Annotated in this window: 20 protein-coding genes; 10 read left to right on the top strand and 10 right to left on the bottom strand. The window is 52.2% G+C overall.

Annotation, left to right across the window (positions count from 1 at the left end):
• The first annotated feature begins 327 nt into the window (after positions 1 to 327).
• Complete coding sequence (gene alaC / locus C3432_RS04205) at positions 328 to 1566, top strand: alanine transaminase (RefSeq protein ID WP_103775407.1); 1239 nt, start codon at positions 328 to 330, stop codon at positions 1564 to 1566.
• A gap of 51 nt (positions 1567 to 1617) precedes the next feature.
• On the opposite strand, the gene ypdK is transcribed toward alaC, so the two are convergent.
• Both ypdK and lpxP read right to left on the bottom strand, forming a co-directional pair.
• Positions 1618 to 1689: a membrane protein YpdK gene (gene ypdK / locus C3432_RS04200; RefSeq protein ID WP_010723117.1), complete on the bottom strand. Its 72-nt coding sequence runs from the start codon at positions 1687 to 1689 to the stop codon at positions 1618 to 1620.
• A gap of 353 nt (positions 1690 to 2042) precedes the next feature.
• Positions 2043 to 2963, bottom strand: a complete 921-nt coding sequence (gene lpxP, locus C3432_RS04195) for a kdo(2)-lipid IV(A) palmitoleoyltransferase (protein WP_103775406.1) — start codon at positions 2961 to 2963, stop codon at positions 2043 to 2045.
• A 434-nt stretch (positions 2964 to 3397) separates the two neighbouring features.
• On the opposite strand from lpxP, the gene C3432_RS04190 reads away from it, so the two are divergent.
• Positions 3398 to 3640 (top strand): YfdY family protein, encoded by a 243-nt coding sequence (locus C3432_RS04190; protein WP_103775405.1) that lies wholly within the window; start codon positions 3398 to 3400, stop codon positions 3638 to 3640.
• A gap of 128 nt (positions 3641 to 3768) precedes the next feature.
• On the opposite strand, the gene pgtP is transcribed toward C3432_RS04190, so the two are convergent.
• Positions 3769 to 5160 carry a phosphoglycerate transporter PgtP gene (pgtP, locus tag C3432_RS04185; RefSeq protein WP_103775404.1) on the bottom strand — a complete coding sequence of 464 codons (1392 nt, stop codon included), beginning with the start codon at positions 5158 to 5160 and terminating at the stop codon, positions 3769 to 3771.
• Positions 5161 to 5533: 373 nt separating this feature from the next.
• Here pgtP and pgtC point away from each other — a divergent pair, with 373 nt between their 5' ends.
• The 3 genes from pgtC to pgtA are packed head-to-tail and all read left to right on the top strand — an operon-like array spanning position 5534 to position 10027.
• On the top strand, positions 5534 to 6784 hold the full coding sequence (gene pgtC / locus C3432_RS04175) for a phosphoglycerate transport regulator PgtC (RefSeq protein ID WP_103775402.1): 1251 nt from the start codon (positions 5534 to 5536) through the stop codon (positions 6782 to 6784).
• Between the two features lie 11 nt (positions 6785 to 6795).
• Complete coding sequence (pgtB, locus tag C3432_RS04170) at positions 6796 to 8790, top strand: two-component system sensor histidine kinase PgtB (protein ID WP_181012878.1); 1995 nt, start codon at positions 6796 to 6798, stop codon at positions 8788 to 8790.
• A complete protein-coding gene (pgtA, locus tag C3432_RS04165; RefSeq protein WP_103775400.1) occupies positions 8780 to 10027 on the top strand; it encodes a two-component system response regulator PgtA in 1248 nt (415 codons plus the stop codon). The genes pgtB and pgtA overlap by 11 nt, the downstream gene beginning before the upstream one ends.
• A gap of 27 nt (positions 10028 to 10054) precedes the next feature.
• Here the strand turns inward: pgtA and C3432_RS04160 are convergent, their stop codons facing one another.
• Genes C3432_RS04160 through C3432_RS04145 form a run of 4 tightly spaced genes read right to left on the bottom strand, consistent with a single transcriptional unit; the run spans position 10055 to position 12917 of the window.
• Complete coding sequence (locus tag C3432_RS04160; RefSeq protein ID WP_103775399.1) at positions 10055 to 11236, bottom strand: cyanate transporter; 1182 nt, start codon at positions 11234 to 11236, stop codon at positions 10055 to 10057.
• Positions 11233 to 11691, bottom strand: a complete 459-nt coding sequence (locus C3432_RS04155) for a nucleoside deaminase (protein WP_103775398.1) — start codon at positions 11689 to 11691, stop codon at positions 11233 to 11235. Before C3432_RS04155 ends, C3432_RS04160 begins: the two co-directional genes overlap by 4 nt.
• A 60-nt stretch (positions 11692 to 11751) precedes the next feature.
• Entirely contained in the window at positions 11752 to 12222 is a 471-nt protein-coding gene (gene cynS, locus C3432_RS04150) for a cyanase (protein WP_103775397.1), read from the bottom strand.
• A 35-nt stretch (positions 12223 to 12257) separates the two neighbouring features.
• Positions 12258 to 12917 (bottom strand): carbonic anhydrase, encoded by a 660-nt coding sequence (locus C3432_RS04145; protein ID WP_103775396.1) that lies wholly within the window; start codon positions 12915 to 12917, stop codon positions 12258 to 12260.
• 109 nt (positions 12918 to 13026) lie between these two features.
• On the opposite strand from C3432_RS04145, the gene cynR reads away from it, so the two are divergent.
• The 5 genes from cynR to C3432_RS04120 all read left to right on the top strand — a co-directional run bounded on the left by cynR (position 13027) and on the right by C3432_RS04120 (position 17076).
• Positions 13027 to 13923 (top strand): transcriptional regulator CynR, encoded by an 897-nt coding sequence (gene cynR / locus C3432_RS04140; protein WP_103775395.1) that lies wholly within the window; start codon positions 13027 to 13029, stop codon positions 13921 to 13923.
• Positions 13924 to 13994: 71 nt separating this feature from the next.
• Positions 13995 to 14762, top strand: a complete 768-nt coding sequence (locus tag C3432_RS04135) for a basic amino acid ABC transporter substrate-binding protein (RefSeq protein ID WP_103775394.1) — start codon at positions 13995 to 13997, stop codon at positions 14760 to 14762.
• A 66-nt stretch (positions 14763 to 14828) separates the two neighbouring features.
• On the top strand, positions 14829 to 15593 hold the full coding sequence (locus C3432_RS04130) for an amino acid ABC transporter permease (protein ID WP_103775634.1): 765 nt from the start codon (positions 14829 to 14831) through the stop codon (positions 15591 to 15593).
• Positions 15580 to 16302 carry an amino acid ABC transporter ATP-binding protein gene (locus C3432_RS04125; protein WP_103775635.1) on the top strand — a complete coding sequence of 241 codons (723 nt, stop codon included), beginning with the start codon at positions 15580 to 15582 and terminating at the stop codon, positions 16300 to 16302. Before C3432_RS04130 ends, C3432_RS04125 begins: the two co-directional genes overlap by 14 nt.
• Positions 16303 to 16410: 108 nt before the next feature.
• The gene (locus C3432_RS04120; RefSeq protein WP_103775393.1) at positions 16411 to 17076 is read left to right on the top strand and encodes an HAD family hydrolase; all 666 of its coding nucleotides are present in this window, start codon (positions 16411 to 16413) and stop codon (positions 17074 to 17076) included.
• Positions 17077 to 17129: 53 nt separating this feature from the next.
• On the opposite strand, the gene C3432_RS04115 is transcribed toward C3432_RS04120, so the two are convergent.
• From C3432_RS04115 to C3432_RS04105, 3 genes are all read right to left on the bottom strand, one after another.
• Positions 17130 to 18413, bottom strand: a complete 1284-nt coding sequence (locus C3432_RS04115) for an MFS transporter (protein WP_103775392.1) — start codon at positions 18411 to 18413, stop codon at positions 17130 to 17132.
• A 96-nt stretch (positions 18414 to 18509) separates the two neighbouring features.
• Positions 18510 to 18971 (bottom strand): RidA family protein, encoded by a 462-nt coding sequence (locus C3432_RS04110; protein ID WP_103775391.1) that lies wholly within the window; start codon positions 18969 to 18971, stop codon positions 18510 to 18512.
• Between the two features lie 18 nt (positions 18972 to 18989).
• Positions 18990 to 20150 carry a M20 family metallopeptidase gene (locus C3432_RS04105; protein ID WP_103775390.1) on the bottom strand — a complete coding sequence of 387 codons (1161 nt, stop codon included), beginning with the start codon at positions 20148 to 20150 and terminating at the stop codon, positions 18990 to 18992.
• Positions 20151 to 20154: the final 4 nt, after the last annotated feature.

Raw genomic sequence — 20154 nt, 5'->3', positions numbered from 1 at the left:
GTATGCCCGCAGCATGGGGGTAATGAGGAAAAACCACACTTTTAAAAGGGGATTGTTGCGTTATTGTTGTATTTACAATATCTCGTCCGCCAGAACCGAACACAACGTAATGTATTTAATAATAAAATGTTAAATAATGGTGATTATATACCGATGGAAAAATACTTTACTTCCCGTTTTAGTTTTGAATATCCCCTTTTGGCTACAGAAAAATATTTTCGCTTACCTCTCGACAGAAGGAAAATAATCAGGCTATTTTCTAAGCGTGCCACCATCGTGGCAGCGTCGCTCGGACGGTCCGGGCGCTAACGTTACTCTGAGGATATTATGGCTGACTCCCGCCCTGAACGTCGCTTTACGCGTATTGATCGTCTCCCTCCCTATGTTTTCAACATCACCGCTGAACTGAAAATGGCTGCGCGTCGGCGTGGCGAAGATATTATCGACTTCAGCATGGGGAATCCGGATGGCGCCACGCCGCCTCACATTGTCGAAAAACTCTGTACCGTGGCGCAGCGCCCGGATACGCACGGTTATTCAACCTCTCGTGGTATTCCGCGCCTGCGTCGGGCGATTTCCCGCTGGTATCAGGAGCGCTACGACGTGGAGATCGATCCGGAATCAGAAGCCATTGTTACCATCGGTTCAAAAGAAGGGCTGGCGCATCTGATGCTGGCGACACTCGATCACGGTGACACGGTGCTGGTGCCGAACCCGAGCTACCCCATCCATATTTACGGCGCGGTTATCGCTGGTGCGCAGGTACGCTCCGTACCGCTGGTGGAAGGCGTCGATTTTTTCAGTGAGCTGGAGCGGGCGATTCGCGAAAGCTATCCGAAGCCAAAGATGATGATCCTCGGTTTCCCGTCAAACCCAACGGCACAGTGCGTTGAGCTGGAGTTCTTCGAAAAAGTGGTCGCCCTGGCAAAACGTTATGATGTGCTGGTGGTTCACGACCTGGCCTATGCCGATATTGTTTACGATGGCTGGAAAGCGCCGTCGATCATGCAGGTGCCGGGCGCGCGCGATGTGGCTGTGGAGTTTTTCACCCTGTCGAAAAGTTACAACATGGCGGGCTGGCGTATCGGCTTTATGGTGGGTAACAAAACGCTGGTTAGCGCTCTGGCGCGTATTAAGAGCTACCACGACTATGGTACCTTTACGCCGCTACAGGTGGCGGCCATTGCAGCGCTGGAGGGGGATCAACAGTGTGTGCGCGACATCGCCGGGCAGTACAAACGGCGTCGGGACGTGCTGGTTAAAGGATTGCACGAAGCCGGGTGGATGGTGGAGACGCCGAAAGCCTCGATGTATGTCTGGGCAAAAATCCCGGAACCCTATGCGGCGATGGGCTCGCTGGAGTTCGCCAAAAAGCTGCTCAATGACGCTAAAGTGTGTGTTTCACCCGGTATCGGCTTTGGAGATTACGGCGACACGCATGTCCGATTTGCGTTGATTGAAAATCGCGATCGTATCCGTCAGGCAGTCAGGGGGATCAAATCGATGTTCCGTGCGGATGGCTTACTGCCGGTCGGCACGAAGTCAGCCACTGAGAGTGCCGAATAGAAATGCAAACAGGAGCCCAAAGGCTCCTGTTTTTTTGCTGCATCTTTTTATTTAGATCATCAGGGCGAAAGTACCGGCCCAGACAATGACCATAAATGAAATGCCCATAAAGAAATATTTCACGTTTCATCTCTCCGCGTCGTCACTGATACGCCTGAATGAATTTACTTACCTGATTACAGAGAGCTGATGCCAGCGGTGGCAAAACGGAGACTCTCTCGTTTTGCGCGTCTGGCATCACCTCGGAATTCTGTGCTTTATCGCTCCAGACGGCGCTAATGTACGCCTAAAAATGGAGTCAGACAAGAGGCATTTTCTTTTTTACTTTTAGTAACTTACAAGTGTCGGGATTCGGCGACAGTATAATTTCTGACGGTAATAAATCGTTATTCAGCGACGCTAAAAAACCCTATATTTATCAAGCTTATTAAGCAGGGCGGAGGGAGGGAGACAATAAAAAAGGCCTTGCGGCCTTTTTAAATGTATAACGACGCTTCACCCAAAGGGCGGGTTTTAAAGCGTCGATGGATCCAGAGATATTGCTCAGGCGCACGCATAATCTCTTTTTCGATGATCTTGTTCATATAGGCGGCAGCCTGGCTTTCTTCTGCCGGGTAACCTTCCATTTCTGGCGTAATAAACAGGCGATAACCTGAATTATCCGTTTTTCTGACCATTGTCACCGTCAGCATAGCCGCGCCGGACAAACGGGAGAGCACCCAGGTACCGTTGGTGGTTGCCACATTTTTCACTGCGAAGAAGGGGGCGAAAGAACTTCCTTTCGGACCATAATCCTGATCGGGGGCAAACCAGACGGCTTCGCCTTTTTTCAGTGCGCCGACAATGCCGCGCAGATTGTTTCTGCCGATCATGGCTTTGTTGGAACGCAACCGACCGCGTGTCTGGACCCACTCCATCAGCTGATTGTTGTGTGGACGATACGTTGCCATCATCGGCTGACACAGTCCCATGACCCGGCCACCCAACTCCAGTGACATAAAGTGCACGCCAACGACCATGACGCCACGGTGTTGCGCCTGCGCGTTTTTCAGGTTATCCAGGCCCTCAACGTCGAACCATTTGCGTACGCGGCGATCGGGCCAGAACCAGGCCATGCCCGTTTCAAGCAGCGCCATGCCGAGCGAACGAAAGTTTTCTTCGATCATTCGCTCTCTTTCTTCCTGTGAGTGATTTGGGAAGCAAAGCTCCAGATTTTTACGGGCAATCGATTCGCGACGCTTCAGGAATGGGCGTGCCAGCGTGCCGGTACGCGTACCGAGGAAACACAAAACAGGATAGGGGAGCTGCACCAGCAACCAGAGTACGCCAAGACCAAACCACGTAAGCCAGTAGCGCGGATGCAGAAACGCGCGTGAAAATTTGCATTGTGGAAACATAAACACCTTCTGTAGATACGGACTGTTGTATCGCAGAAGATTCATTGTCTACAGCGGTACACTTTAATTATTAGGCCATCATGTACGACAATGGTTCCTGTAAATAGTGTAAAAATACGTCAGGACAAAACCACGAGATCCATGAATGCTGGTTGTGTAATGTATCACCAGAGGATTAATATCAGCCAGAAATAATTAATCAAGAAGCGTAAATATTTCTATGTTCACGAGCCGCTTCATGAGTCTGCTTATAATTCATTGTTTTTAATAACATAAAAGAATCTAAACGGCATTTTCCGGTTGCAAAAATCGTTAACGAAATTGTTGTGCAATTGTTATGGAGTTTGCTTTGTTTATAAGGTTTATCTTAAAATAGAAAGTGTAGAAGGAGTAAGTACTTACAGAGGCTCTGGCAGCAGACAGGAGGTATTGCGATGATCTACTTATGGGCTTTTCTGGCGTTTAGTATTGTGGGCGTCAGTGGTTATATCGGTCAGGTAATGGGCATCTCCCGGGCAATAACGTCTTTTATTGGCATGGTTATCCTCGCGGCTTTAATTTACTGTTTTACAATGTGGTTAACTGCGGGTAATGAAATGGTCACAGGCTTGTTTCTTTTTCTTGCTCCGGCATGTGGTTTGATCATTCGCTTTATGGTGGGATACGGAAAGCGTTAATTGATTTGCCGTACTATTAATGAGAATTAAATATTAAGTTAAGATATTTCTCCTGTATTAACTGTCTCTATGATTAAAAGTGCCAGTATGCTGGCACTTTCTTTTCCTGAGGTGTTAGCGTTTAACGCTTATTGTGCATCGGCCAGTGTCAGCGTGCTTTCTTCTTGCTGAACTTTTTTACGCTGTTGTTCGAGTTCCAGCGCACCACGGTGTGAGAGATAACAGAACAGAATGCAGCAGACAATTCCGCCCATCAGCAGATAAAAACCACCGTGCCAGCCCATTTTGTCCACCATCACACCAAACAGACTGGTGCCCAGCGAAGCGCCAAAGATGTAGCTCATAAATCCGCGCAGGCCAACGGCTGAACCGACGGCAAAGCTGGGGACAATTTCCATGGTTTGCACGGAGGCCAGGAACTGTGGGACGTAAATCAGGCAACCCACGATCGCCGCGAAAATCGTGACCATGAGCAGGGATTCACTTTTCCAGTAACCGATCAGGCAGACAAAAATCAGCGCCATGCAGATCATCGCCAGCGGCATCCTGCGTCCTTTAAACAATTTATCTGAGAGCCAGCCGGCCAGCAGGGTGGAAGGGATTGCCGCCCATTCAAAAAACAGGAACGCGACGCTCATCTGCTCTTTGGAAAAATGCTTAACCGTCAACAGGTAGATAGGCAGCCAGCTAATCATGCCAAAGCGCACCATGTAAACGAACACATCAACCAGAGAGATATACCAGGCATTTTTGTTGCGCAGGACGTAGGTACAAAAGATCTGAAAGGCGCTCATGTTCTCCGGTGCGGCTACGGCGTGTTGGGTATTCAGTACCACCTTTTCTTCCGGCATCATCTCTTCCAGCGCAGGCAGCCCTTCTTCTCGCGGCGAGCCTTTTCCAAGCAGCAAAACGATGAATGCGAAAAGCACCGCCACGCAGGCCGGCACGATGTAGCTGGCGCTTTGCCAGTGCTCACTGCCGAGAATGGCAAACGCCGCACCGACGATGGGTGCCACAATGCCCCCGCCGACGTTATGCGAGATATTCCAGAATGCGCCGACGCGACCACGTTCCCGACGGGGGAACCAGTTTGCGATAGTAATAAAAGAGGGACCAACGCCCATTCCCTGAAACAGACCGTTAAGCACGACCAGTGCGGCAAAGATCCAGAAAGCAGTACTAAAGCCCAGCCCAACGTTGACAATCGCGCAGAGCACCAGGCCGCAGGCCATAAAGACTTTCGGGCTGGCCTTATCCGCAAGGCTACTCATTACGCCTTTACTGATCCCATAGGCGATGAGCATACAGCTGCTGAGCAGACCGATCTGTGTGGCGCTGAGGTCTAACTGCTCTTTCAGATACGGCGTGGATAAGGTGAAGTTATTACGCACGATATAGTACGCCAGATAACCCAGAAATACGCTAAGCAGCGCCTGCATACGGTATCGACTATATGTTGCCTGAATTTTTTCATCAGGAACTTTATTCGCCGATTGCCCTGTTTTTAATATTGATAACATGTCGTCACCTGTATTTTATATTGATATGAACATCAGGAGTTTTCGACATGAAGAGTGAAATAAGCCGTGGGGAAACTCAAGTCGACGAAATGTGTCAAAATTGACTCAAAATGATGAGTTAAAAGGTTATTTTTGACTCTTTATGAATGATGGGAACGTGGGGGAATTAATTTTCACCTGATTTTATCCCTGGCCTGTGCGGATATTAACAAATTCCCTGTTCATTCTCTGGTAATCTGGACTGATATTTTCGGGCGTTCAAGCGGATATTTCCGCAGCCGCCTTCTTTTGTCAGCCAGTCGTTATAAACGGGTAAGTTTTGTCTCAATACTATTTTTGCGACAAATCGATATTTATGAACGGGATCACAAACATGTTTCTTCGCAAGGCCAGGATTCTTAGCAAAACGCTCGCGCTGCTGCTGGGGGCAGCGTTCGGACCCTGTGCGGCACAAAGCAATGAACTGGTGATGGCAACGACATTTTCGCCCGGTGCCACCGCGTGGATTATTCAACGCTGGCAGACGGAGCCGGGATCGGTAATGATCCGCACGCTCAACCGTACCAGCGCTTCGCTGGAGCAGTTGCTTGACGCGGCAAATGCGGAAAATGTCGATCTGATCCTGACGTCGTCGCCGATGCTGCTCCAGCATCTACAGGAGCATCAGAAGCTCGCCGCTTTCGATGGTGCTCCGCCCGTCAGCCAGCATTTGGTGCCGGAATCCATCCGTTCAACGTCTGTCGCTGTGGCAATTTCAGGCTTTGGTTTACTGATTAACCGTCCGGCGCTGGCGGCCAGACATCTTCCCGCGCCGGTGAACTGGGATGATTTGACCGATCCCAGGTATCAGGGAACGTTACTGATGAGCAGCCCGTCGCGTTCGGATACCAACCATTTGATGGTGGAATCACTGTTACAACAAAAAGGCTGGACGCAGGGGTGGGAAACGCTGCTGGCGAGTGCCGGAAACCTTGTGACTATCTCATCACGCAGCTTTGGCGTGGCGGATAAGATCAAAAGCGGGTTGGGGGTGGCGGGACCGGTGATTGATAACTATGCCAATTTATTGCTGAACGATCCGCACCTGGCTTTCACCTATTTTCCGCAGTCAGCCGTTTCGCCAACCTATGTGGCTGTTCTTAAGAACAGCCAGCATACTGGCGAAGCGCGGCGTTTTATTCGCTACCTGCTAAGCCCGGAAGGGCAGCGGATCCTTGCCGATGCCAATACGGGAAAATATCCGGTTACGCCCCTGGCGGCAGATAACCCACGTGCGGCGCAACAGGCGGTGCTGATGAATCAACCGCCGTTAAATTATCAATTGATTCTGAAGCGACAGCGGCTGGTGCAGCGCATGTTTGATACCGCCATCAGCTTTCGTCTTGCGCAGCTGAAAGATGCCTGGCGGGCGCTGCACAGCGCGGAGGCGCGGCTGAAGCGTCCGCTGCCTGAGATCCGCGCCCTGTTAACCCGCATTCCGGTGGATGCGGCAAGTAGCGAAGATGGGGCCTGGCTGGCCCGGTTCGACAATAAAAGCTTTGCGGAACAGCAAATGATGGAGTGGCAGCTCTGGTTTCTTAATAACCAGCGTCAGGCGATCAACAAACTGGAAGAGCTGAAATGAAAAGCGGGTCACTGCTGCAACGCCTGCGGCAAATCAGTATCAGTAGCAGTCTGCGGGGGGCGTTTTTAATGGGGGCGCTGCTGACGCTGATTGTCAGTAGCGTCAGTCTCTACTCCTGGCATGAGCAAAGCTCACAGATACGCTACTCGCTGGATGAGTATTTTCCCCGCATCCACTCTGCTTTTCAGATTGAAGGGAACCTTAATCTGGTGGTGGATCAGCTCAATGAGTTTTTGCTGGCGCCGAATACCACTGTCCGGCTCCAGTTGCGTAATCAGATTATTCAGCATCTGGATAAGATAGAGCGGCTCAGTCAGGGGTTATCCTCCCCGGAACGCCAGCAGCTGGTCGTGATTTTACAGGACAGTCGGGCGCTACTTTCTGAACTGGATAAAGCGCTCTACAACATGTTCCTGGTCCGTGAAAAAGTGAGCGAGCTGTCGGCGCGTATTGACTGGCTGCATGATGACTTCAACACTGAACTGAATTCCCTGGTACAGGATTTCACCTGGCAGCAGGGAACATTGCTCGATCAGATTGAATCCCGGCAGGGCGATGCGTCGCAATATCTGAAACGCTCCCGCGAGGTACAGAATGAGCAGCAGCAGGTCTACACCCTCGCCCGTATCGAGAATCAAATCGTTGACGATCTCCGCGACAGGCTTAACGAGCTTAAATCCGGCAATGATGATGGGATGATGGTCGAGACGCACATCCGTTATCTCGAAAACCTGAAGAAAACGGCGGATGAAAATATCCGTGCGCTGGACGACTGGCCAAGCACCATCACCCTGCGGCAGACTATTGATGAGCTGCTGGAGGTCGGGATGGTGAAAAATAAGATGCCGGACACCCTGCGCGACTACGTTACGGCGCAAAAAGCGTTAGTGGACGCCAGCCGGGCCAGAGAAGAGACGCTTGGGCGGTTCAGGGCATTACTGGAGGTCCAGCTTGGCAGTAGCCACCAGCAAATGCAGATGTTCAATCAGCGTATGGAGCAAATTGTTCGCGTCAGTGGCGCATTGATTCTGGTAGCGACGTTGCTGGCGCTGCTGCTGGCGTGGGGGCTTAACCACTACTTTATCCGCTCGCGGCTGGTGAAGCGTTTTACCGCGCTGAATCAGGCGGTAGTACAGATTGGGTTAGGCCGAACGGATGCCAGTATACCGGTTTATGGACGTGATGAGCTGGGACGCATCGCCGGTTTGCTTCGCCACACGCTGGGACAGCTTAGCGCTCAACGACAGCAGCTTGAGCTGGAGGTCGCGGAGCGAAAAATGATTGAAGCGGATCTGCGTGCCACCCAGGACGAACTGATCCAGACGGCAAAACTGGCCGTGGTCGGGCAGACGATGACCACGCTGGCCCACGAGATCAATCAGCCGCTGAACGCACTGTCGATGTATCTGTTCACCGCAGGAAGGGCGATTGAACAAGGGCACGCCGATCAGGCGCGAACAACCTTAGCCAAAGCGGAAGGGTTGATTAACCGTATTGATGCAATTATTCGTTCGTTACGTCAGTTTACCCGCCGTGCAGAGCTGGAAACGCCGCTGCATCCGGTTGATTTGCGCCAGACGTTTAGCGCGGCGTGGGAGCTGCTGGCGATGCGCCATAAGCCCCAGCACGGGATGATATTACTTCCTGACGACAGCGTTTGGGTTCGCGGTGATGAAGTGCGGATCCAGCAGGTATTGGTCAACGTGCTGGCCAATGCGCTCGACGCCTGCCCGGTGGAGGCAAAAATTACGGTGAGCTGGCAAGTTCAGGGCGGTGCGCTCTGTGTGCTGATTGCCGATAACGGTCCCGGCTGGCCGGAAGCCCTGCTGCCGTCGTTGTTGAAACCGTTTACCACCAGTAAAGATGTTGGGCTTGGCATCGGCCTTTCTATTTGCGTTTCGCTAATGACGCAAATAGAAGGGGAGCTTCGTCTGGCATCAACGCTGACGCGTAATGCGTGCGTTGTACTGCAATTCAATTTGATGGATCTACATGATGTTGAGTAATGAATGTTCAATTCTGCTGATTGATGACGATGCTGATGTTCTTGATGCCTACACGCAGCTGCTTGAACAGGCGGGATATCAGGTTTGCGCCTGCAACAATCCCTTTGATGCCAGACAGTGGGTACAGAAAGACTGGCCCGGTATCGTGCTGAGCGATGTCTGTATGCCCGGCTGTTCCGGCATTGATTTGATGACGCTGTTTCATCAGGATGATCAACAGTTGCCGATTTTGCTCATTACCGGGCACGGCGATGTGCCGATGGCGGTTGACGCAGTAAAGAAAGGGGCGTGGGATTTCCTGCAAAAACCGGTGGATCCCGGCAGGCTGCTGTCCCTGGTGGAAGAGGCGTTACGCCAGAGGCGATCGGTGATTGCCCGCCGCCAGTACTGTCAGCAGAAGCTCCTGGTTGAGCTGATCGGGCGCAGTGAATGGCTCGGTCAATATCGCCGACGCCTGGAGCAACTGGCGGAAACGGATATTGCGGTCTGGTTTTATGGCGAGCCGGGAACCGGAAGGATGACCGGCGCGCGCTATCTGCACCAGTTAGGACGTAATGCACAAGGCCCCCTGGTTTTTCGGGAACTGACGCCTGACAATGTGCGCCAGTTTGATGAGCTGATCGCACAGGCGCAGGGCGGGACGCTCGTGTTAAGCCATCCGGAACATTTGACGCGCGAACAGCAGCAGCATCTGGTGCAGTTGCAGAGCCTGGAGCGACGTCCATTTCGTCTGATTGGCATTGGCAATACCTCGCTGGTCGAGCTGGCATCCACCAGTCGCATTGTGGCGGAGCTTTATTACTGTTTTGCCATGACCCAAATCGGCTGCCTGCCGTTGTCACAGCGACCTGATGATATTGAGCCTCTGTTCCATCACTATTTACAGAAAGCCTGTCAGCGACTGAATCACCCGGTTCCTGGCGTGGATAATGAATTGCTGAAAGGGATGATGCGTCGGGTATGGCTAAACAACGTGCGCGAACTGGCGAATGCGGCGGAACTGTTTGCCGTTGGCGTCTTGCCGCTCGCGGAGGCGGCGAACCCGCAAATGCACGTTGGCGAACCGACGCCTCTGGACCGAAGGGTTGAAGACGTTGAGCGGCAGATCATCACCGAAGCGCTTAATATCCACCAGGGGCGCATCAATGAAGTTGCGGAATACCTGCAAATCCCGCGTAAAAAGCTCTATCTCAGAATGAAAAAATATGGCCTGAGCAAAGAGCATTATAAATTTTAATGCCGGTCTGTAAGGCGTATATACGCCTTATTCGGTGACCGACCACTCCTGCGGATAGCGAGCGGGGATAAAGCGCAGCGTGAGCAGCATCAGAGCGGCCACGCAGACAGCGTGAAACGTCCAGTCGAGCAGAAAATCCCCGCTTTTACTGCGTAAAATACCGGAAAGATACGGTGAGAGTCCGGCAATAATAAAGCCAATACCCTGCATAAAGGCGACCAGTTTACCGGAGATCGCCGGATGGCTGGCGTGGTCGAGCGCCAGAACCAGGCACAGCGGAAAGGCGCCACCAAGACCGATGCCGCAGGTGACCGCCCAAAGGATCGGCAACTGTGCGGGCCAGAGGATAAAACCGCAAAAACCGGTCAACTGTAGCGCAAGGGCGAAGAGGAGCAGCTTACGGCGATCCCGGTGGCGCGCCAGCATCGGCAAAATCAGCGCGCCTGCGGTTTGCCCCACGGTCATTAACGCCAGTAGCGTCCCGCTGAACTGCGCGCTTTCTCCCTGCTGGATGTAATAAGGCGGTAGCCAGGCAATCAGGCTGCCATAACCGCCGTTAATCACGCCAAAGTAGAGGCCCAGCGTCCAGGCGCGCGGATTGAGCACGATGCGGGTGGCGCTGGTTGCCGCACTGTGGTGCGGCGTTTCTGGCGTACGACTCTGCATCCACCAGCCGAACAGCGCAATCATGGCGGGTAACGCCCACCATGCCAGCGACTGGTGCCATACCTCACTGTGCCGGGCGAACCACGGCGTTAACGCGGCCCCCAGTCCGCCACCGCCCATCAGTGCGGCAGACCACAGGCCCATGACCTGCGGCATGCGACGAGGAAAAAGGCGCTTAATCACCGTCGGCATAACCACCTGAATCACGCCGATGCCGATTCCACCCAGGAGGGCGCTACTCAGTAGCAGCCCGCTGTGAGGCGCAAGTTCGCGCAATAACGCGCCGCTGGCAATCATCAGTAAACTCAGCGCCACGCTGTTGCGCTCGCGAATATGCAAGGTGATCCAGCCACCGGCCAGCGCCAGAAGTCCCATTGCGATCATCGGCAATGCCGTGAGCAGAGATGCGACGGCGAAGCTCATCCCGCTGGCGGCGCGCAGTTGTGGAAGCAACGGCCCTACGGAAGTCAGGAGCGGACGCATATTCAGGCCAATCAGTACCAGAACCAGCAACATCAGGACCGGGCGGGATGATTTATTCATGACTGTTTTTCGGCCCAGCGCTGATAAAGGGCAATGCCGTTGTGCTGTGGAAGATGATGAACGGGTAAACTCTGTTGCTCAGTAAGTAACCGCAACTGCTGATAAATGGCGGCGGTAGAGAGCCGGAATGGTTCGCCATCGGCATTACTGTTGGCAAACCAGACCTCTTTCACCCCCGTAAGATACATTGCGCTAAGGCACATTGGGCAGGGCTGCCCGCTGGCATAGACAACGCAGTCGCGTAGCGCAGCGCTACCGGACTGCGCGGAAACCGTCCGAATACCGTTCAGCTCTGCGTGACCGGTGGGGTCGTCATCAAGGTGCATCGTATTGACAGCTTGTGCTATCGCTTCGCCATTGCGCACAATCACGGCGCCAAATGGGCGTCCACCCTGTTCAACGTTGCGGGCTGCCAGCGTCAGCGCCTGTTGCAGATAGTGTTCATGTGAAGACATCGTGTACTCCTGTGACCGTGTGGGGAGGGGCGATACGCGTGGGCGTATCGCTCTGTTCTTTTAAAATGGCTTCGTCGGCAGATACTTACCATCAAGCGTAATGACCGCACGCTCGCCGCCTTCCGGATCGGCCACTTTTTTCACGTCCAGCTTAAAATTGATAGCGCTGATAATACCGTCGCCAAACTTCTCATGAACCAGCGCTTTTAGCGTGGTGCCATAGACCTGCAACATTTCATAAAAACGATATATCGTCGGGTCGGTCGGCACGCGATCGTCAATAGTGCCGCGTAGCGGAATGGTCTGTAACAACAGAACGGCATCGCTGTCGAGCGCCAGTTTCTCTCCAATCAGGCGTGCCGCTTGCTCCGGGAGCGCGTGCTGGCCGAGCAGGGCGGCGGTAACAAAAGCTTCAGACAGGCCGGTGCCGTCAGCCAGCTGGGCAAACGTGAAATCTTTTTTGGCTTTAATAAGCAGGATCCGATCTGCCAGAGCCAGACGAATATCGCGATTAATGAGTGACTGAATCATGTTGGAACCTCTGTTTACAGGTTAAGAAAATTCGCTCAGGCTGCCGATTGCGGGCGTTGAGATACTGCGCAGGTGTCGGGGTTTTCTGCCAGTGAAACAAACCGTCTGTTTGCACCGTCCCAGGCGGCAATATTGCCGCTTTCAATGTCATACACCCAGCCGTGTAAGGCGATGCGTCCCTCTTCCAGCGCAAGGCGCACTGATGGATGGGTCTGGATATTGGCTAACTGGGCAATGACGTTTTCGCGCACCATCGCCGCGGTTTTCTCCTGGAGCGAGCCGTGAGTTCGTGATTCGTTGACCACGCGGGCGGAATCCGCATAGCGCAACCAGTGGTCAACGGCTGGCAGGGTATTCATGCAGTGACAGCCTGCAATGGCGGTCATGGCGCCGCAATCGGAGTGGCCGCAGATAACAATATCCGTTACCCGAAGCACGGCGACGGCATATTCCACTGAGGCGGTGACGCCGCCGGGTTCCGGGCCATATGACGGTACGATGTTGCCCGCGTTGCGGATCACAAACAGATCGCCGGGTTCGCGCTGGGTGACCAGCTCAGGCACCAGTCGGCTGTCTGAGCAGGAGATAAATAACGCACGCGGATTTTGCCGGGTGGCCAGGTGTTTGAACAGTTCAGCCCGTTCAGGAAACACGTTGCGCTGAAATTTCAGGAAGCCGTCAATAATCTCTTTCACGATTAATCCTCTGTCTTGCAATGCTTTGGACACAGGCTACGCGCTTCATTCCATAAGATAAAAGACTCATTTATAATAGAGTCCATTGGAAATACTTATAGGTCAGGCCATGTTATTCCGCCATATTCACTATTTTCTGGCCGTCGCAGAGTACCAGGGTTTTACCCGTGCAGCGGCGGCGCTGCATGTCTCACAGCCCGCACTCTCGCAGCAAATCAAACAGCTGGAAGAGACGCTGGGGATGCAGTTATTCGATCGCAGTGGTCGCACGACCCGGCTGACCGACGCGGGCGAGGTTTATCTGGGTTATGCCCGTCATGCTCTACAGTCACTGGAAGAGGGCAAACGCGCCATTCATGATGTGGAAGATCTGAGTCGCGGTTCTCTGAGAGTTGCCGTCACGCCGACGTTCACTGCCTATTTTATCGGGCCTCTGATTGCCGCGTTTTACCGTCGCTATCCCAACGTGACGTTACAGATCAGGGAGATGTCGCAGGATAAGATTGAAGCGCTGCTGGCTAATGACGAACTGGATATCGGCATTGCTTTCGAGGAAGTTCACTCTCAGGATATCGACGCGCAGCCTTTGCTGACCGAAAGCCTCGCGCTGGTGGTGGCGAACCATCATCCACTGGCACAGCAAGAGAGTGTCGAGTTAAACGTGCTCAATAGTGAAAAGCTGATATTACTGAGTCCGGAATTTGCCACCCGGGAACAGATTGATCGCTATTGTCGGCAGGTGGGGGTACGCCCGCAGGTGCTGATGGAGGCCAACTCGATTAGCGCCGTACTGGAGCTGGTACGTCGTACGTCGCTGTCAACGCTGCTTCCGGCAGCCATTGCCGCGCAGAGTGACGATCTGAACGCAATCGCCCTCACGCCGCAGTTACTGGAGCGAACGGCAGTATTGATGCAGCGAAAAGGGGCGTGGCGAACCGCTGCTTCACGCGCGTTCGTCGATATGGCGCGGGACATGGCGCACAGGACATACAAGTCGCCCACATAGTGATTGCATAAAGAAATTATAATGTGTATTTTTATGCAATTAATGTGCATAAAAATTAGAAGGGGAATGACATGTTCAGTAAATGGATGAAAGCAGGTTGTCTGATGGTGGCCCTGGCGGGAACCGCATTTGCGGCACAGGAAACCTACGTTGTCGGCGCAGGTGGAACTTACCGCCCGTTTGAGTTCGAAAATAGTCAGAAACAGCTGGAAGGTTTTGATATTGATATTATTAAAGCCATCGCTAAAGCAGAAAACTTCAACGTCAGGCTGGTCAACACGCCGTGGGAAGGCATTTTCGCCACCCTGAGTTCCGGGGATCGCGATATTATTATCTCCGGGATCACAATCACTGATAACCGTAAACAGATGGTTGATTTCTCCAGCCCTTATTTTCCTGCCGAGCAGTCGATAGTTGTGCCTTCAGATTCAAACGTAAGCTCCCTGGATTCTCTGAAAAACGAAAAGGTCGGGGTGGTTAACTCCAGCACCGGGGACATTATTGTCTCTTCCGTACTGGGGAAAAACAGCACCGCCATCAAGCGTTTTGATAACACCCCCCTGATGTTGCAGGAGCTGTTTGAAGATGGCGTCAGCGCCGCAGTGGGCGATGTGGGCGTCGTGAAGTATTACATCAAGCAGCATCCGGAGAAGCAGTTCAAACTGGTGCCGGATGCGAAATTTGAACGTCAATATTTTGGTATTGCCGTTGCGAAGGGGAATACCGGGCTACAGCAGAAGATCAACGCCGGGTTGAAAAAAATCGTCGCCGATGGTACCTACGCTAAAATTTACCAAACCTGGTTTGATAGCGAAGTTCCAACGCTTCCGTCTGAATAACGCTCTTTTTTCATTCGTTTCAGGCTGACGCAATTTATGCGTCAGCTTTTTTTGCAGGGTAATACCATGACGGGATTTCGTTGGGAAATCATCCAGGAATATGCGCCTTTATTTATGGAAGGCGCATGGATGACAATAAAATGTACCATTATCTGTGTCATCCTTGGGACCCTTTGGGGGCTGACGCTGGGCCTTGGCAGGATGGCAAAAGCCGAACATGGCTTCTGGAAATATGCGCTTCGCTACTGCGTCCAGTATCCGGTTCGCTTCTATGTCAGCGCCTTCCGCGGCACGCCGCTTTTTGTGCAGATTATGGTCGTCCATTTCGCGCTGGTTCCATTGTTTATTAATCCTCGTGACGGCATGCTGGTCACCAGCGGGATGATGAGCGCGGACATGGCGCGTGAGTTGCGCTCAGGTTATGGCGCGTTTTTATCATGCATTGTTGCCATCACGCTGAACGCCGGGGCGTACGTATCCGAGATCTTCCGCGCGGGGATCCAGTCGATTGACCCAGGACAGATGGAGGCCTCGCGCGCGCTGGGGATGCCGTGGTGGAAAACCATGCGTAAAGTTATCCTCCCGCAGGCCTTCCGCCGTATTCTCCCGCCGCTGGGTAATAATGCCATCGCGATAGTAAAAGACTCTTCCCTGGCCTCCGCAATTGGGCTTGCCGATCTGGCTTATGCAGCGCGTACCGTATCGGGCGCCTATGCGACCTATTGGGAACCCTATCTGACGATTTCGCTGGTCTACTGGGTACTCACCTTCCTGCTTGCGCAATTGGTTAACCGTCTGGAAAAAAGGTTTGGTAAAAGTGATCCACATTAAAAATTTACATAAACACTTTGGAGATAACCACGTCCTGCGCGGGATTGACTGCGAGATCAACCCGCAGGAAGTGGTGTGCATCATCGGTCCGTCCGGCTCCGGGAAGAGTACGTTTTTGCGTTGCATGAATGCGCTGGAAACGGTGACGGAAGGAGAAGTCGTGGTGAATGGTTTTGCCGTTCATGACCGCAGGACCGATCTCAACAAAATGCGTGAAAGCGTAGGGATGGTATTTCAGCGCTTCAATCTGTTTCCGCACATGACCGTTTTGCAGAATCTGCTGATGGCTCCCGAAATGTTGCAGGGGCTGTCTCACCCTGAAGCGGTGAGTCGCGCAGAGCAGCTGCTGGAAAAAGTCGGATTAAGCGATAAGCGGGATGCGTGGCCTTCACGACTGTCGGGTGGGCAGCAGCAGCGGGTGGCGATTGCCCGTGCTCTGGCGATGAATCCGTCAATCATGCTGTTTGATGAGCCAACCTCGGCGCTGGATCCCGAGCTGGTGGGCGATGTGCTGGAGGTGATGAAGAACCTGGCGAATGAAGGAATGACCATGGTTATTGTCACCCATGAAATGGGATTTGCTCGCGAAGTGGCCGATCGGGTGATTTTCATCGATCATGGTATTATTCAGGAAGAAGGCACCCCGGAAGCGCTATTTACTTCGCCGTCTAACCCGCGAACGGCGGAGTTCTTAAGCAAGGTTCTGTGATCGAGGGAGTCCAGGATAGCGCCGCAGGGGGCGCTATCGTCTTAACCGATCTTCATCCGCTTGTCATCTCTTGTCGCTATACCTTCCTTTTTTAGCCATGGAGTTCAGATGTTGCGCCATCTCTATATCTTCGACTTAGACCATACCCTGATTGCGGGTGACAGCAGTACATGGTGGAGCAGGTATCTGGTGCGGGAAGGGCTGGTGAAGGACGCGCGTTATTTAGTGCAGGAAGCTTCCCTGATGCGTGATTACGCCGAAGGTAAAATGGATATCCACCAGTATGTGGCGCTCACCCTGGCGCCGCTGGCGAAAATGACCATCGCCGAGGCCGACCAGCGCATCGCACAATGGGTTCGCGACGAGGTTATGCCGCGTGTTTATCCGCAGGCGCTGAAACTGATTCAGCAACTTCAAGCTGAAAAACAGCAGATGCTGATCATCTCCGCGTCGGCCAGCCTGCTGGTGAAACCGATCGCCCGTGCGCTGGGTATTGAAGAGGCGGCAGGCATTGATGTTCATATTGTGAATAACCGTTACACCAATATTATCGACGGCACGCCCAGCTACCGGGAGGGGAAAATTGCCCGTCTTAAAGCGTGGATGGCGTTGCGCAATGAACCAGAGAGTAAGCTGACGTTTTATACCGATTCGATCAACGATCTTCCACTGTGTCTTTTTGCCGATGAGGTGGTGCTGGTTAACCCCTGTTCTCAGTTGCAGGAACAGGGGAAAATCCATCACTGGCCAACGCTGTACTGGCGGTCAGAATAAGGGCGGTTAATGAGTAACCAAAGACCGCTTCTGATGAGGCGGTCTATGTCTGGTTAGTTAATGGTCGCCGGATCGACCACCGGTTTTTTCACCATGAAGAAATAAACCAGTGATGCCATAAAAGCGATGACAGAGGACGCGACGAGCGCAAGGGTAAACGATCCGGTTTTATCCAGAATCATACCGGTGATGATCGGCGCAAAAGATCCGCCAATAAAACCCCCGAAATTCTGAATGCCACTAACGGATGTAATCAGACGTGACGGTACGGATACCAGAATCAGACCCCACGCCGATGTTCCCGCGAAGTGAATGGAGAACAGGGCCATGCTGATACAGGCCACGGCCATAAAGGTACTTTCTGTGTAAGCCGCCGGAAGCGTAAAGCCAGCAGCGCACAGCAGCCCCAGGCAGATCATCCATTTACGGCTCTTCATCTTATCTGCGCCCCGGTTCATCACCCAGTCGGCGATGATGCCGTTTACCAGCATACCCGCCGCGCCAAACAGGAAGGGAATAGCAGCAACCCAGCCGGTCTTTTCCAGGCTTAAACCACGGGACATCTCCAGGTAAGAGGGCAGCCAGGTCAGAAACAGCCATACCATGTAGCCTACGCCGTTAAAGCCGATAATCATGCCCCACATGGATTTTTGTTTGAATAATCCGGCCCAGTCCTTCAGGGTCACTTTCGCTTTGCTGGACGGCGATGACTCTTCTTCAAGGTGTGCGATATCTGCCGCTGATAATCCTGCATCTTCGCGATTACGATAGAAAATGAACCACAGGACAGACAGAATAATTCCGCTGATCCCAATAATGATGAACATCATGCGCCAGCCAAAAGCGAGCATCATCGCAATCAACAGGGGCGGTGCCAGAGCCTGGGCAAGGGTGGACGACATGTTAACAATCCCCATCGGTACACCGCGCTGGCGGATGTTGTACCAGTCATTGACCACCTTAACGCCGGTGGGCAGGTGCGGAGATTCGCCAATTCCAAGAACAATACGGGCGACAATCATCTGGCTGAAGGAGCCGACAAACCCCAGCATAGTCTGGGCGGCAGACCACAGAAAAATACCGAAGCCATATACTTTTTTAACGCCAAATCGCTCCATTACCATGCCTATAGGGAGCTGGCACAGTGCGTATCCGAAGGAGAATACTGACAGTAGCATCCCCATTTCTGTTGCTGTTAATCCCATTTCTTCGCGAATAGTGGTATTAGCAATAGAAAGTGATGTTCTGTCGAGAAAATTAATAATACCCGCCACGAGCAAAAACAACAATGCCATAATTTGCAAACGCTTCAGGCGAGAGCTTGCTTGACTGGACATATATTATCCTTTCGTTATGTTATCCACACTCGCATTGTGAAAATAAGTGTGGTGAGGGGCCGGATATCTTTCCGGAGATAGTAATAGTGATATAATTTAGTCGTTAACTTCGAAAATTAATTCAATTTCAACAGGGGTATTAAATGGTAAGGTGTTAGTACCAATAGCAGAGCGCGCATGTTTACCCGACTCGCCAAATACCGCTATCAGAAGATCTGAAGCACTGTTCATCACCAGCGGTTGAAGTTTAAAATCATTTGTGCTCTGTACAAATCCCAGCATCTTAATGCATCCGGAAATACGATCCAGATCGCCAAGGTATCTTTTCAGTGAAGAAAGAATATTAATAATACACTGACGGGCAGCCTCCTGGCCTTGTTCGACAGATAACTCGTCACCTAGTGTCCCCTGGTAAATAAGTTCACCGTTTATCCGACAATCATTTCCCGATGTATATAATAGTTTTCCAACCTGCTTGACAGGGATATAAGAAAATTCAGGCGTAGTGGGTTGGCTGAGTACGATCCCCAGTTCGGCTAAGCGATTTTCAATATTCATTACAGTTTTCCTGATGGTTTATTTCAATAAGTTTAATGCCAGTGATATATATATTTTGGCTGCCTGGTGCAGTTCCTCAATACGGACGAACTCATCTTTTACATGGGCCTGAGACAAATCACCGGGACCCAGTATTATTGTTGGGATTTGACAGCCTACGGAGAAGAAGGGGGCTTCACAGGTGGCGTCAAAAATGGTTTTTTTAGCATTACCGGTTATCGCATTCACGACCCGGCAGGCAGTCTCTGTCAGCGGATGCGATTCTTCAATTGAAGATGCCGGAATGAAGAGATAATTATCCAGTGAATAATCCTGCTCCATACTCAGACCGTCCACCATGAGTGCATCCTGGAGGCTGCTGTTAATTTCATTACGCAATTCACCTGGCAGAACCCGACGGTCAATTTCGATGCTGCACGACTGCGGTACGATATTGGGCGCACTCCCGCCGTTAATCGTGGTGACCAACATCGAAGCATTACCCAGCAACGGATGGTATTTTTGTTTTACCCTCAGGCATTCTTCAAGCAATTTCGGTAATAAAAGAGCCATCTTGTCAATTGCGCTATCCGGGTTCCGGGTCTTTGCCGCGTGGCCCGCCGTTCCGTGGGTGGTCAGTCGGGTACGGCTTACTCCTTTGTGCGCCACACAAATTTCCAGTGAGGTGGGTTCGCCAATAATGGCGAAATCGGCTTCTACGCCTTGCGCGACAAAATGTTCCATCCCAAGATTAATGCGTTCTTCGTCAACATTAAATAAAAGGGTAATTTCACCCTTAAAGGCGTACTGACGGCGTTTAATCAGAATGGCGGCATATATCATCGCGGCTACGCCGGATTTCATATCTGCAGCCCCACGCCCAATCACGCAATCGCCGTCAATGACTGCGGCGAAAGGGTCGACTGACCAGCCATCACCACACGGCACCACATCAGTATGACCGTTCAGAATCAGTCGCTTGCCAGGTTGTATTCCTTTCAGATGGGCAATGACATTTGGACGTCCGGGGGCGACTTCCTCTATTTCAGTTTCGATACCTTCACTGCGCAATATACTGGCAATAAACAGTGCTACGGCATTTTCATTGCCCGGAGGGTTTTCTGAAGGATGCTGTATCAGGCTACAAAGGAGCGTAAGCAGCTCCTGCCTGTCATCGGCAGTTAATTCAATATCAGACATATTA

Origin of the sequence: Citrobacter amalonaticus, assembly GCF_002918555.1 — a bacterium.
Classification (GTDB): Bacteria; Pseudomonadota; Gammaproteobacteria; order Enterobacterales; family Enterobacteriaceae; genus Citrobacter_C; species Citrobacter_C amalonaticus_A.
This window is presented reverse-complemented; position numbering and strand designations above follow the sequence as displayed.

Bases quoted from the DNA above. Each gene is read 5' to 3' on its own strand.
- cynS (WP_103775397.1), bottom strand. From the start codon at position 12,222: ATGATTCAGTCACTCATTAATCGCGATATTCGTCTGGCTCTGGCAGAT.
- C3432_RS04115 (WP_103775392.1), bottom strand. From the start codon at position 18,413: ATGTCCAGTCAAGCAAGCTCTCGCCTGAAGCGTTTGCAAATTATGGCA.
- pgtP (WP_103775404.1), bottom strand. From the start codon at position 5,160: ATGTTATCAATATTAAAAACAGGGCAATCGGCGAATAAAGTTCCTGAT.
- cynR (WP_103775395.1), top strand. From the start codon at position 13,027: ATGTTATTCCGCCATATTCACTATTTTCTGGCCGTCGCAGAGTACCAG.
- C3432_RS04120 (WP_103775393.1), top strand. From the start codon at position 16,411: ATGTTGCGCCATCTCTATATCTTCGACTTAGACCATACCCTGATTGCG.
- C3432_RS04190 (WP_103775405.1), top strand. From the start codon at position 3,398: ATGATCTACTTATGGGCTTTTCTGGCGTTTAGTATTGTGGGCGTCAGT.
- lpxP (WP_103775406.1), bottom strand. From the start codon at position 2,963: ATGTTTCCACAATGCAAATTTTCACGCGCGTTTCTGCATCCGCGCTAC.
- C3432_RS04135 (WP_103775394.1), top strand. From the start codon at position 13,995: ATGTTCAGTAAATGGATGAAAGCAGGTTGTCTGATGGTGGCCCTGGCG.
- pgtC (WP_103775402.1), top strand. From the start codon at position 5,534: ATGTTTCTTCGCAAGGCCAGGATTCTTAGCAAAACGCTCGCGCTGCTG.
- alaC (WP_103775407.1), top strand. From the start codon at position 328: ATGGCTGACTCCCGCCCTGAACGTCGCTTTACGCGTATTGATCGTCTC.
- C3432_RS04105 (WP_103775390.1), bottom strand. From the start codon at position 20,150: ATGTCTGATATTGAATTAACTGCCGATGACAGGCAGGAGCTGCTTACG.
- pgtA (WP_103775400.1), top strand. From the start codon at position 8,780: ATGTTGAGTAATGAATGTTCAATTCTGCTGATTGATGACGATGCTGAT.
- C3432_RS04110 (WP_103775391.1), bottom strand. From the start codon at position 18,971: ATGAATATTGAAAATCGCTTAGCCGAACTGGGGATCGTACTCAGCCAA.
- C3432_RS04160 (WP_103775399.1), bottom strand. From the start codon at position 11,236: ATGAATAAATCATCCCGCCCGGTCCTGATGTTGCTGGTTCTGGTACTG.
- C3432_RS04130 (WP_103775634.1), top strand. From the start codon at position 14,829: ATGACGGGATTTCGTTGGGAAATCATCCAGGAATATGCGCCTTTATTT.
- C3432_RS04155 (WP_103775398.1), bottom strand. From the start codon at position 11,691: ATGTCTTCACATGAACACTATCTGCAACAGGCGCTGACGCTGGCAGCC.